The organism is Mycobacterium sp. 1165178.9, assembly GCF_001673555.1.
In the GTDB taxonomy this organism is placed as follows: Bacteria; Actinomycetota; Actinomycetes; order Mycobacteriales; family Mycobacteriaceae; genus Mycobacterium.
In genome coordinates, this window is sequence record NZ_LZMB01000463.1 from 1 (window position 1) to 11,899 (window position 11,899).

The window sequence follows — 11,899 nt, forward strand, 5'->3', positions numbered from 1 at the left end:
CGTACACCCCGCCCTCGTGCAGGCGAATCTTGGAGCCGTCCTTGACCTTCCTGAAGATGTCGGGTCCGGCCTCGTCGATCAGCGTCACCCCGTTGTTGACCAGCACCTCGGGCCCCATGTTCGGGTAGCGGCCCGAGACCGAGGGAGACGCGTTGACGACCGCGGCGATATCGGCCTCCACCAGCGCGTCCGCCGTGATGCGGTCCAGATCCAGGACGTCGAGCACCACGATGTCGCCGGGGCAGACCCTACGCAGCAGTCGGTCGATGTTCCGGTCAACGCGGGCGGTGCCGACGAGGCCGGACCCGACATCTTCAGGAAGGTCAAGGACGGCTCCAAGATTCGCCTGCACGAGGGCGGGGTGTACGTCGGCGATCGCAGGCTGGTGCGCGGGACCGAGCGCACCGACCACGACATCGCCGACCTGATGCGCGAGGCCAAGAGCGGGCTGTCCGCACACCTGGAGGCGTTCGCCGGCAACACCATCGAGTTCATCAAGAGCGAGAGCCCGCTGCTGATCGACGGCATCGGCATCCCCGACGTCGACGTCGACCTGCGCCGCCGGCACGTGGTGATCGTTGCCGACGAGCCCAGCGCCGCAGAGGATCTGCGCTCGCTCAAGCCGTTCATCAAGGAGTATCAGCCGGCGCTGATCGGTGTCGGCACCGGCGCGGACGTCCTGCGCAAGGCGGGCTACCGTCCCCAGGTCATCGTCGGTGACCCCGACCAGATCAGCACGGACGCGCTCAAGTGCGGCGCCCAGGTTGTATTGCCCGCCGACGCCGACGGCCACGCGCCCGGCCTGGAACGAATCCAGGATCTCGGCGTCGGGGCGATGACCTTCCCGGCCGCCGGCTCGGCGATCGACCTGGCCCTGCTGCTGGCCGACCACCACGGTGCCGCGCTGTTGGTCACGGCCGGCCACACCGCCAACATCGAGACGTTCTTCGACCGCACCCGCGCGCACAGCAACCCCTCCACCTTCCTGACCCGGCTGCGGGTGGGCGAGAAGGTGGTGGACGCCAAGGCCGTTGCCACCCTGTACCGCAACCACATCTCGGCGGGCGCGATCGCGCTGCTGGCGCTGACCATGCTGATCGCCGTCATCGTCGCGCTCTGGGTGTCGCGCACCGACGGCGTGGTGCTGCATTGGGTCACCGACTACTGGAACCACTTCTGCCTGACGGTGCAGAAGTGGGTCACCTAGATGATCTCGTTGCGTCAACATGCCTTATCGCTGGCCGCTGTCTTCCTGGCGCTGGCCGTGGGAGTCGTGCTGGGCTCCGGCTTCTTGTCGGACACCTTGTTGTCCAGCCTCCGCGACGAGAAGCGCGACTTGAACACCCAGATCAGCGGGCTGAACGACCAAAAGAATGTGCTTAACGAAAAGCTCAGCGCGGCAAATAATTTCGACACCCAACTGGCCGGCCGGATATTGCACGACGCGCTGGGCGGCAAGTCGGTCGTGGTGTTCCGCACCCCGGATGCCCAGGACGACGACGTGGCCGCGGTGTCGAAGTTCATCGGTCAGGCCGGCGGGACGGTGACCGGGACGGTGTCGCTGACGCAGGAGTTCGTCGAGGCCAACTCGGCGGAGAAGCTGCAGACCGTGGTCAACTCCTCGGTGCTGCCCGCGGGCCAGCAGCTGAGCACCAAGCTCGTCGACCAGGGTTCGCAGGCGGGCGACCTGATGGGCATCGCCCTGCTGGCCAACGCGAACCCGGCGGCGCCGGCGGTCGATGAGATCCAGCGCAATACCGTGCTGGCGGCGCTGCGTGACACGGGCTTCATCACCTACCAGGCCACCGACCACATGGCCGCGGCCAACGCCGCGCTGGTCGTGACGGGCGGCTCGCTGCCCCAGGACGCCGGCAATAAGGGCGTCAGCGTGGCCCGATTCTCGGCCGCCTTGGCCCCGCACGGCTCGGGCATCCTGCTCGCCGGGCGCGACGGCTCGGCTACCGGGGGCGCCGCCGTGGCGGTGACCCGCGCCGACGCCGCGATGAACTCGGCGATCAGCACCGTCGACGACGTCGACGCCGCGCCGGGGCGCATCACCGCGGTTCTGGGCCTGCACGACCTGCTCAATGGCGGCCATACCGGGCAGTACGGCACCGGGCACGGGGCGGCCTCAATCACGGTGCCTCAGTAGCGGGCGTGTTAGCCGCGGCACAGCGCGGTGGATGTTAGGGTGGATTTCCGTGGGTCGGCAGGCCCATCTAGTTATTCGCTAGAACAATTTTCACGCCCTGCCCGTCTTCACGGAGGTCGCCTGTGCGAAAGCACCCGCAATCCGCCACCAAGCACCTCTTCGTCAGCGGGGGAGTCGCTTCCTCGTTGGGCAAGGGATTGACGGCCAGCAGCCTTGGTCAGCTACTGACGGCCCGCGGGTTGTACGTGACGATGCAGAAGCTCGATCCGTACCTCAACGTCGACCCGGGCACCATGAATCCGTTCCAGCACGGCGAGGTCTTCGTCACCGAGGACGGCGCCGAAACCGACCTGGACGTCGGACATTACGAACGTTTTCTGGACCGCGACCTGTCCGGCTCGGCGAATGTCACTACAGGACAGGTCTATTCGACGGTCATCGCCAAGGAGCGGCGCGGCGAGTACCTCGGCGACACTGTCCAGGTGATCCCGCACATCACCGACGAGATCAAAGGGCGCATCATGTCGATGGCCCAGCCCGACGCCGAAGGCAACCGTCCCGACGTGGTCATCACCGAGATCGGCGGCACCGTTGGCGACATCGAGTCGCAGCCCTTCTTGGAGGCGGCGCGCCAGGTGCGTCACGACCTGGGCCGTGAGAACGTCTTCTTCCTGCATGTCTCGCTGGTGCCCTACCTGGCGCCGTCGGGCGAGCTCAAGACGAAACCCACTCAGCACTCGGTGGCCGCGCTGCGCAGCATCGGTATCACCCCCGACGCGCTGATCCTGCGCTGCGACCGCGACGTGCCCGAAGCGCTGAAGAACAAGATCGCGCTGATGTGTGACGTCGACATCGACGGCGTCATCTCCACCCCGGACGCGCCGTCGATCTATGACATCCCCAAGGTGCTGCACCGCGAGGAACTCGACGCCTACGTGGTGCGCCGGCTAAACCTGCCGTTCCGGGATGTGGACTGGACCGAATGGGACGACCTGCTGCGCAGGGTGCACGAGCCGCACGAGATCGTGCGAATCGCCTTGGTGGGCAAGTACGTTGAGCTCTCCGATGCCTATCTGTCGGTCACCGAGGCGCTGCGCGCCGGCGGGTTCAAGCACCACGCCAAGGTGGAGCTGGTCTGGGTGGCGTCCGACGACTGCGAGAGCGCGGCCGGTGCGTCGTCGGCGCTGGGCGACGTGCACGGCGTGCTGATCCCCGGCGGATTCGGCATCCGCGGCATCGAGGGCAAGATCGGCGCCATCCACCACGCCCGCGCGCGAGGGCTGCCGGTACTCGGCCTGTGCCTCGGTCTGCAATGCATCGTGATCGAGGCCGCCCGCTCCGCCGGTCTGGCCCAGGCCAACTCGGCGGAGTTCGACCCCGAGACGCCCGATCCCGTCATCTCCACGATGGCCGACCAGGTCGACATCGTCGCCGGTGAAGCCGACCTGGGCGGCACCATGCGGCTCGGCGCCTACCCCGCGGTGCTGGAACCGGAATCGGTTGTGGCCCAGGCGTATGGCGCCACCGAGGTGTCTGAGCGCCACCGTCACCGCTACGAGGTCAACAACGCCTACCGCGACAAGATCGCGGAGAGCGGCCTGAAGTTCTCCGGCACATCTCCGGACGGCCATCTGGTCGAGTTCGTCGAGTACCCGCCGGACGTGCACCCGTTCATCGTCGGCACCCAGGCTCACCCGGAGCTGAAGAGCCGGCCCACCCGGCCGCACCCGCTGTTCGTCGCCTTCGTCGGCGCGGCCATCGATTACAAAGCGGGCGAGCTACTGCCGGTGGAAATCCCGGAGCAGTCATCGAACGGCATCCAGCACCGGGACAGCGCTGCGCGGCCGATACCTGAGCCCGCGGCCCGTGCCTGAACACGTCTTCGAGACGACATCGTCCGAAACGCTGTACACCGGAAAGATTTTCGCGCTGCGCAGCGACCGGGTGCGGATGCCCGGCGGTAAGGTCGTGACCCGCGAGATCGTCGAGCATTTCGGCGCGGTGGCCGTGGTCGCGATGGACGACGAGGGCAACATCCCGATGGTCTACCAGTACCGGCACGCCTTTGGCAGGCGACTGTGGGAGTTGCCCGCGGGACTGCTCGATGTCGACGGCGAGGCGGCCCACCTCACCGCGGCTCGCGAACTGATGGAGGAGGCGGGGTTGAAGGCGGCGGCCTGGACGGTGCTCGTCGACCTCGATTCCACACCGGGCTTCAGCGACGAGTCGGTGCGCGTCTATCTCGCCACCGGCCTGACTCAGGTCGACCGGCCCGATGCGCACGACGAAGAAGCGGACATGAGATTGGAGTGGTATGGGCTGGCGGACGCCGCCCGCAAAGTGCTCAGCGGTGAAATCGTCAATGCCATTGCCGTGGCAGGGATTCTGGCCGCCCATACCGTGACGACAGGGCTCGCGCAGCCGCGTCCGGTGGACAGCCCCTGGAAGGACAAGCCGACCGCGTTCGTCGCGCGTAAGGCCACGCAATGACGACGGTGGCGCTGGACACGCAGTTGCAGGGCTACCTTGACCATTTGACGATCGAACGCGGCGTCGCCGCGAACACCCTCAGCTCGTACAGCCGCGATCTGCGTCGCTACACAAAACACCTGTCGGCCCGTGGAATTCACGACCTGGCCAAGGTGGGCGAGAACGACGTGAGCGAGTTCCTGGTTGCGCTGCGCCGTGGCGATCCCGCCACGGGAGCCGCGGCGCTTTCCGCGGTATCGGCTGCGCGGGCGCTGATCGCTGTGCGTGGCCTGCATCGGTTCGCCGCCGCCGAAGGGCTGGCCGAACTCGACGTGGCGCGTGCCGTCCGGCCACCGACGCCGGGCCGCCGGCTGCCCAAAAGCCTGACCATCGACCAGGTGCTGGCGCTGCTGGAGGGCGCGGGCGGCGACAGCCCGGCCGATGGTCCGCTGACTTTGCGTAATCGGGCGCTGCTGGAACTCCTGTACTCCACCGGCGCACGCATTTCCGAGGCCGTCGGCCTCGACGTCGACGACGTCGACACGCACGCGCGGTCGGTCTTGTTGCGAGGCAAGGGCGGTAAGCAGCGACTGGTGCCGATCGGGCGTCCCGCCGTCGCTGCCCTGGACGCATACCTGGTGCGGGGCCGTTCGGAGCTGGCGCGCCGAGGGCGCGGAACGCCGGGCATCTTCCTCAATGTGCGCGGGGGGCGGTTGTCGCGGCAAAGCGCGTGGCAGGTCCTGCAGGACGCGGCCGAGCGTGCCGGCATCACCTCGGGAGTCTCGCCGCACATGCTGCGGCATTCGTTCGCCACCCACCTGCTCGAGGGCGGCGCCGACGTGCGGGTCGTGCAGGAGTTGCTCGGGCACGCGTCGGTGACGACGACGCAGATCTACACCATGGTCACCGTGCACGCGCTGCGCGAAGTGTGGGCCGAGGCTCACCCCCGGGCGCAGTAGCTTGCTACGCCCGCCCGCTGGACCCGCTCAGCCGCCGAGGTAGGCGGACTCCAGCACCAGGTCAGACATCAGTGTCTGGTACTCGACGTGGGTTTTGTGCTCGACGGTGTTGAACAGCTTGCCCTGCTGCTGCCGCATGTACTCGCGGTACTTCGGCGCGCCCGGCACCCGGACGTTGTCGGCCACCACGATCGAGCCCGGATGCAACCACTCCCGATCGAGGATGCTGTTCAGGTCGCCCAGGTAGGCGTCCTTATCGTGATCGAGGAACACGAAATCCAATGTGCCGGAGGTAAACCCATGCTCGTTGGCCAGCGCATCCAGGGTGCGCCCACCGTCGCCGATGGTGCCGACCACACACGTCACCCGGTCGGCGACGCCCGCGTGCGCCCAGATCTGGCGGGCGTTGGCGGCGTTGGCCTCTGCGAGTTCGACCGAGAACACCTTGGCCTGCGGGGCGGCACGGGCGATACGCAAGGCGCCGTAACCGCAGTAGGTCCCCAGTTCGAGCGCGAGCGACGGGTCGGCGCGCCGCACCGCGGCGTCGAGCAGCAGCCCCTTCTCGTCACCGACGTTGATCAGCAACGATTTTTCGTAGGCGAACTTGTCGATGGTGGCCAGCACGTCGTCGATGTCGCCGGTGCGGGCATTCCGCAGGACGTACTCGACCGCGGCCGCCTCGCGCCCGTCACCGATCTGCCCGGTGGTGGTGATGTTTCGGGCGCCGGCGGCTACGCGCCAGAACGACCATCGCAGGAGCGGAATCCGTCGCTTGAGATCCATAGACGTCACGATAGGCCGGTGGCTGCTATCGCTTAGAGGCCGTGGTGGTGATGATCGGTGATTCGCAGAAGCGATAGCGCCGGTGCTAGCACGTTTCGAAGCCGCGTCGCCCTTGGGAATTGGTACTGCTGTGACTGAAGTTAACAGGCTGTCGGGATGTGCGTTCTACCGCCAATTTTTGCCCATATTGGCTGGTTAATTGCCTGCGGGTCGCCGAGTTTCGCGCGACGAACCCGTTAGACTTTCCGACGATGTTCACCTCCCGAACACCCCCGCCATGACCGAGCAGCCGGACAACGGCGTCGAGCTCGGCCTGACCGGGCGGCCGCCGCGGGCGATCCCGGAACCACAGCCGCGCACCTCGCACGGCCCGGCCAAAGTCGTCGCCATGTGCAACCAGAAGGGCGGCGTCGGGAAGACCACGTCCACCATCAATCTGGGTGCCGCGCTCGCCGAATATGGCCGCCGGGTGCTGCTGGTGGACATGGATCCGCAGGGCGCGCTGTCCGCCGGCCTGGGCGTCCCGCATTACGAGCTGGAAAAGACCATCCACAACGTCCTGGTCGAGCCGCGGGTGTCGATCGACGACGTGCTGCTGCAGACCCGGGTCAAGCACATGGATCTGGTGCCCAGCAATATCGACCTGTCGGCGGCCGAGATCCAGCTGGTCAACGAGGTGGGGCGCGAGCAGACGCTGGGCCGGGCGCTGCATCCGGTGCTGGATCGCTACGACTACGTGTTGATCGACTGCCAGCCGTCCCTGGGGCTGCTGACGGTCAACGGCTTGGCCTGCGCGGACGGCGTGGTGATTCCGACCGAGTGCGAGTATTTCTCGCTGCGCGGCCTGGCGCTGTTGACCGACACCGTCGACAAGGTCCGCGACCGGCTCAACCCGAAGCTCGAGATCAGCGGGATTCTGCTCACCCGGTATGACCCCCGCACGGTCAACTCCCGCGAGGTGATGGCCCGAGTGGTGGAGCGGTTCGGTGACCTGGTCTTCGACACGGTCATCACCCGGACCGTTCGATTCCCGGAGACCAGCGTCGCCGGCGAACCCATCACCACGTGGGCCCCGCGGTCCACGGGGGCCATCGCCTATCGCGCGCTGGCCCGCGAGTTCATCGACCGATTCGGCGCGTGAACGCGACCGAAACCGGTGAGGCGCCACAGCAGAACGGCTTCCAGGTCCGCCTGACCAATTTCGAGGGCCCGTTCGACCTGCTGCTGCAACTGATCTTCGCCCATCGCCTCGACGTGACCGAGGTGGCGCTGCACCAGGTCACCGACGACTTCATCGCCTACACCCGCGAAATCGGTCCGCAGCTGGAGCTGGAGGAGACCACGGCGTTCCTGGTGGTCGCCGCGACGTTGCTGGACCTGAAGGCGGCCCGGTTGCTGCCCGCCGGACGGGTCGACGACGACGAAGACCTCGCGCTGTTGGAGGTGCGCGACCTGTTGTTCGCCCGACTGCTGCAATACCGCGCGTTCAAGCACGTCGCCGAGATGTTCGCCGAGCTCGAGGCCGCGGCGCTGCGCAGTTATCCGCGCTCGGTGTCGCTGGAAGACCGGTTCACCGAACTGCTCCCCGAAGTGATGATCGGCGTGGACGCCGAACGCTTCGCCCAGATCGCCGCGATCGCGTTCAGCCCGCGACCCGTCCCGACCGTGTCGGTCGAGCACCTGCACCAGGTCCAGGTCTCGGTTCCCGAGCAGGCCAAGAAGGTGCTGGCCATCCTGGAAGCGCGGGGCAGCGGCGCGTGGGCCACGTTCTCGGAGCTGGTCGCCGATTGCGAGGCATCGATGGAGGTGGTCGGGCGCTTCCTGGCGCTGCTCGAACTGTTTCGGTCCCGGGCGGTAGCATTCGACCAGTCAGAGCCGCTTGGCGTGCTCCAAATCTCGTGGACCGGGGAACGTCCGGCCAGTGAAGCCTTGGTAGAAGTGCGGGACGAATAAGTGACTGAAGATATGCCGGACGTCGATCTCGAAGCAGATCTCGACGCCGGCATCCCGGACATCGCCGAAGTCGCGCCGATGGAGTCCGAAGAGCTCGGCTCGGTGCTCGAGGCGCTGCTGCTGGTGGTGGACACCCCCGTCACGGTGGAGGCGCTGGCGTCGGCCACCCAGCAACCGGTCTACCGGATCGCCACCAAATTGCAGGAGATGGCCGAACAACTCACCGAACGCGATAGCGGCATCGACTTGCGGAAAAACAGCGAGGGCTGGCGGATGTACACCCGCGCCCGGTTCGCGCCGTATGTCGAGAAGCTGCTGCTGGACGGGGCGCGGTCCAAGCTCACCAGGGCCGCGCTGGAGACGCTGGCCGTCGTGGCCTATCGCCAACCGGTGACCCGCGCGCGGGTGAGCGCGGTGCGCGGCGTCAACGTCGACGCCGTGATGCGCACGCTGCTGGCGCGCGGCCTGATCACCGAGGCCGGGGTCGACGAGGACACCGGCGCGGTGACGTTCGCCACCACCGAGCTGTTCCTGGAGCGTCTGGGGTTGACCTCGTTGGCCGACCTGCCCGATATCGCGCCGCTGCTTCCCGACGTCGACACGATCGAGGACCTGTCCGAATCCCTGGACAGCGAGCCACGTTTCATCAAACTGTCCGGCGGTCAGCCGTCCGACCAGGCGCTGACGTTCGACGTGGACCAGGATTGATGGAAGAAGTTCAGGGGATCCGGCTGCAGAAGGTGTTGTCCCAAGCCGGAATTGCGTCGCGGCGGGCCGCCGAGAAGTTGATCATCGACGGCCGCGTCGAGGTGGACGGCCACGTGGTGACCGAACTGGGCACCCGCGTCGACCCGGACTCGTCGGTGATCCGCGTCGACGGCGCCCGGGTGGTGCTCGACGACTCGCAGGTGTACCTCGCCCTGAACAAGCCGCGCGGTGTGCACTCGACCATGTCCGACGACCGCGGCCGGCCGTGCATCGGCGATCTGGTCGAGCGCAAGGTCCGCGGCAACAAGAACCTGTTCCATGTCGGGCGGTTGGACGCCGACACCGAAGGGCTGATCCTGCTGACCAACGACGGAGAGCTGGCGCACCGGCTGATGCACCCTTCCCACGAGGTGCCCAAGACGTATCTGGCAATGGTGACCGGGTCGGTGCCCCCAGGGCTCGGCAAGAAGCTGCGTGCCGGGATCGAATTGGACGACGGAGTGGCCAAACTCGACGAGTTCGCCGTGGTGGACGCCATTCCGGGCAAGACGCTGGTGCGGGTGACGCTGCACGAGGGGCGCAATCGCATCGTGCGCCGGCTGCTGGCGGCCGTCGGATTCCCGGTGGAGTCGTTGGTGCGCACCGACATTGGGCCGGTCGCGCTGGGAAAGCAGCGGCCCGGCACCATCCGGGCGTTGGCTCATCACGAGGTCGGCCAGCTGTACAAAGCGGTGGGCCTGTGAATGGAATGGTCGTTGCTATCGACGGGCCGGCGGGCACCGGGAAGTCTTCGGTGTCAAGGGGATTGGCCCAAGCGCTGGGCGCGCGCTACCTGGACACCGGCGGGATGTACCGGACGGTGACGCTGGCCGTGCTGCGCGCCGGCATCGACCCCGCCGACGCCGACGCCGTCGCACACACGGCGGAGACGGTGCAGATGTCGGTGGACTATCGGCAAGAAGGCGACCGTTATTTCCTGTGCGGAGAAGATGTCTCGACGGAAATCCGCGGCGACCGGGTCACCGCCTCGGTGTCGGCGGTGTCCTCGGTGCCCGCCGTACGTACCCGGCTGGTCGCCATGCAGCGCGAAATGGCCCAAGGCCCGGGCAGTGTGGTCGTCGAGGGCCGGGATATCGGCACCGTCGTCCTGCCCGATGCGCCCGTGAAGATCTTCCTGACCGCGTCGGCCGAAACCCGCGCGCGGCGGCGCAACGATCAGAACGTGGCGGCCGGCCTCCCCGACGACTACGAGTCGGTGCTCGCCGACGTCCGCCGCCGCGACCATCTGGATTCCACCCGGGCGGTGTCACCGCTGCGGGCCGCCCCGGACGCGGTGGTGGTCGACACCAGCGAGATGACCGAGGCCCAGGTCATTTCGCACCTGCGCGACGTGGTCAAACAGCGAAGCGGGGTTGTGCGGTGAGTCAAGACGGAACGTGGAGCGACGAAAGCGACTGGGATTCCGCCGAATTCGGTTTCGACGAACAAGAGGAGGCCGGCCCGGCGCCCGTGGTGGCCGTGGTCGGCCGGCCCAACGTCGGCAAGTCGACGCTGGTCAACCGGATCCTGGGCCGCCGAGAAGCGGTGGTGCAGGACATCCCGGGCGTCACCCGGGACCGGGTGTCCTACGACGCGCTGTGGACTGGCCGCCGGTTCATCGTGCAGGACACCGGGGGATGGGAACCCGACGCCAAGGGACTACAGCAGCTGGTGGCGGAACAGGCCTCGGTGGCCATGCGCACGGCCGATGCGGTGATCCTGGTGGTCGACGCGGTCGTCGGCGCCACCGCGGCCGACGAGGCAGCCGCACGAATCCTGCTGCGGTCCGGCAAGCCGGTCTTCTTGGCGGCCAACAAGGTTGACAGCGATAAGGCCGAGGCGGACGCGGCGATGCTGTGGTCGCTGGGGCTCGGTGAGCCGCACGCCGTCAGCGCCATCCATGGCCGCGGAGTGGCGGATCTGCTCGACCAGGTGCTTGCCGCGCTGCCCGAGGTGTCCGAGGTGGCGCCCACGTCCGGCGGCCCGCGCCGCGTCGCGCTCGTCGGGAAGCCCAACGTGGGCAAGAGCTCGCTGCTGAACAAGCTGGCCGGCGATCAGCGCTCGGTGGTGCACGATGTCGCCGGAACGACGGTGGACCCGGTGGACTCGCTGATCGAGCTGGGCGACAAGGTGTGGCGGTTCGTCGACACCGCGGGCTTGCGGCGCAAGGTCGGCCAGGCCAGCGGGCACGAGTTCTACGCCTCGGTGCGCACGCACTCGGCCATCGATGCGGCCGAGGTGGTGATCGTGCTGATCGACGGGTCGGATCCGCTCACCGAACAAGACCAGCGGGTGCTGTCGATGGTCATCGAGGCCGGCCGGGCCCTGGTGCTGGCTTTCAACAAGTGGGACCTGGTGGACGAGGACCGCCGCGAGCTGTTGGAGCGCGAGGTCGACCGCGAACTTGTGCAGCTGCGGTGGGCGCCGCGGGTCAACATCTCCGCCAAGACAGGGCGCGCGTTGCAGAAGCTGGTGCCCGCTATGGAGACCGCCCTGGCGTCGTGGGATGCGCGGATTCCGACCGGCCCGTTGAATTCGTGGCTCAAAGAGGTGGTGGCGGCCACGCCGCCCCCCGTTCGCGGGGGCAAGCAGCCCCGCATCCTGTTCGCCACCCAGGCGACCGCTCGGCCCCCAACGTTCGTTCTGTTCACCACCGGATTTCTGGAGGCCGGGTATCGCCGCTTCCTGGAGCGCCGCCTGCGCGAGACCTTTGGGTTCGAGGGATCGCCGATCCGGATCAACGTGCGGGTGCGCGAAAAGCGGGGAGCCAGGCGGCGCTGAGCGCGGCGGCGCTTCGGAATCATCTGGTGATCCCAAACGCGCTAGCGCTGGTGCT

11 protein-coding genes and 2 pseudogenes are annotated in these 11,899 nt (G+C 67.6%); 11 read left to right on the plus strand and 2 right to left on the minus strand.

The window, feature by feature from the left end; all coding sequences use genetic code 11:
- Nucleotides 1-352, minus strand: a pseudogene (locus tag A5652_RS27040) (thiamine pyrophosphokinase); the annotation flags it as partial.
- Here A5652_RS27040 and steA point away from each other — a divergent pair.
- The 5 genes and pseudogenes from steA to xerD form a co-directional block, all read left to right on the plus strand.
- Nucleotides 293-1,207: pseudogene (gene steA, locus A5652_RS19905) on the plus strand (putative cytokinetic ring protein SteA); the annotation flags it as partial. The pseudogenes A5652_RS27040 and steA overlap by 60 nt on opposite strands.
- Nucleotides 1,208-2,152 (plus strand): copper transporter, encoded by a 945-nt coding sequence (locus A5652_RS19910; protein ID WP_067355461.1) that lies wholly within the window; start codon nt 1,208-1,210, stop codon nt 2,150-2,152.
- A 122-nt stretch (nt 2,153-2,274) separates the two neighbouring features.
- Nucleotides 2,275-4,026, plus strand: a complete 1,752-nt coding sequence (locus A5652_RS19915; RefSeq protein ID WP_067355464.1) for a CTP synthase — start codon at nt 2,275-2,277, stop codon at nt 4,024-4,026.
- Nucleotides 4,019-4,642: an NUDIX hydrolase gene (locus A5652_RS19920; RefSeq protein WP_067355467.1), complete on the plus strand. Its 624-nt coding sequence runs from the start codon at nt 4,019-4,021 to the stop codon at nt 4,640-4,642. Before A5652_RS19915 ends, A5652_RS19920 begins: the two co-directional genes overlap by 8 nt.
- Entirely contained in the window at nt 4,639-5,580 is a 942-nt protein-coding gene (gene xerD, locus A5652_RS19925; protein ID WP_067355471.1) for a site-specific tyrosine recombinase XerD, read from the plus strand. Before A5652_RS19920 ends, xerD begins: the two co-directional genes overlap by 4 nt.
- 27 nt (nt 5,581-5,607) lie before the next feature.
- On the opposite strand, the gene A5652_RS19930 is transcribed toward xerD, so the two are convergent.
- A complete protein-coding gene (locus A5652_RS19930; protein ID WP_067355474.1) occupies nt 5,608-6,363 on the minus strand; it encodes an O-methyltransferase in 756 nt (251 codons plus the stop codon).
- A gap of 277 nt (nt 6,364-6,640) precedes the next feature.
- Here A5652_RS19930 and A5652_RS19935 point away from each other — a divergent pair, with 277 nt between their 5' ends.
- The 6 genes from A5652_RS19935 to der are packed head-to-tail and all read left to right on the plus strand — an operon-like array spanning nt 6,641 to nt 11,844.
- Nucleotides 6,641-7,504, plus strand: coding sequence for a ParA family protein (locus A5652_RS19935; protein WP_007775939.1), 864 nt, complete (start codon nt 6,641-6,643; stop codon nt 7,502-7,504).
- Nucleotides 7,501-8,316 (plus strand): segregation/condensation protein A, encoded by an 816-nt coding sequence (locus A5652_RS19940; protein ID WP_067355477.1) that lies wholly within the window; start codon nt 7,501-7,503, stop codon nt 8,314-8,316. Before A5652_RS19935 ends, A5652_RS19940 begins: the two co-directional genes overlap by 4 nt.
- Entirely contained in the window at nt 8,317-9,024 is a 708-nt protein-coding gene (scpB, locus tag A5652_RS19945; RefSeq protein WP_067355480.1) for an SMC-Scp complex subunit ScpB, read from the plus strand. It begins immediately after the preceding gene.
- Nucleotides 9,024-9,767, plus strand: a complete 744-nt coding sequence (locus A5652_RS19950; protein WP_067355484.1) for a pseudouridine synthase — start codon at nt 9,024-9,026, stop codon at nt 9,765-9,767. Before scpB ends, A5652_RS19950 begins: the two co-directional genes overlap by 1 nt.
- Nucleotides 9,768-9,772: 5 nt before the next feature.
- On the plus strand, nt 9,773-10,447 hold the full coding sequence (cmk, locus tag A5652_RS19955) for a (d)CMP kinase (protein ID WP_067355488.1): 675 nt from the start codon (nt 9,773-9,775) through the stop codon (nt 10,445-10,447).
- The gene (der, locus tag A5652_RS19960; RefSeq protein ID WP_067355491.1) at nt 10,444-11,844 is read left to right on the plus strand and encodes a ribosome biogenesis GTPase Der; all 1,401 of its coding nucleotides are present in this window, start codon (nt 10,444-10,446) and stop codon (nt 11,842-11,844) included. Before cmk ends, der begins: the two co-directional genes overlap by 4 nt.
- Nucleotides 11,845-11,899: the final 55 nt, after the last annotated feature.

Excerpts from the sequence above, each read along its gene's own strand:
- A5652_RS19930 (WP_067355474.1), bottom strand. The coding sequence starts at position 6,363 with ATGGATCTCAAGCGACGGATTCCGCTCCTGCGATGGTCGTTCTGGCGC.
- cmk (WP_067355488.1), top strand. The coding sequence starts at position 9,773 with ATGGTCGTTGCTATCGACGGGCCGGCGGGCACCGGGAAGTCTTCGGTG.
- A5652_RS19950 (WP_067355484.1), top strand. The coding sequence starts at position 9,024 with ATGGAAGAAGTTCAGGGGATCCGGCTGCAGAAGGTGTTGTCCCAAGCC.
- A5652_RS19910 (WP_067355461.1), top strand. The coding sequence starts at position 1,208 with ATGATCTCGTTGCGTCAACATGCCTTATCGCTGGCCGCTGTCTTCCTG.
- xerD (WP_067355471.1), top strand. The coding sequence starts at position 4,639 with ATGACGACGGTGGCGCTGGACACGCAGTTGCAGGGCTACCTTGACCAT.
- A5652_RS19935 (WP_007775939.1), top strand. The coding sequence starts at position 6,641 with ATGACCGAGCAGCCGGACAACGGCGTCGAGCTCGGCCTGACCGGGCGG.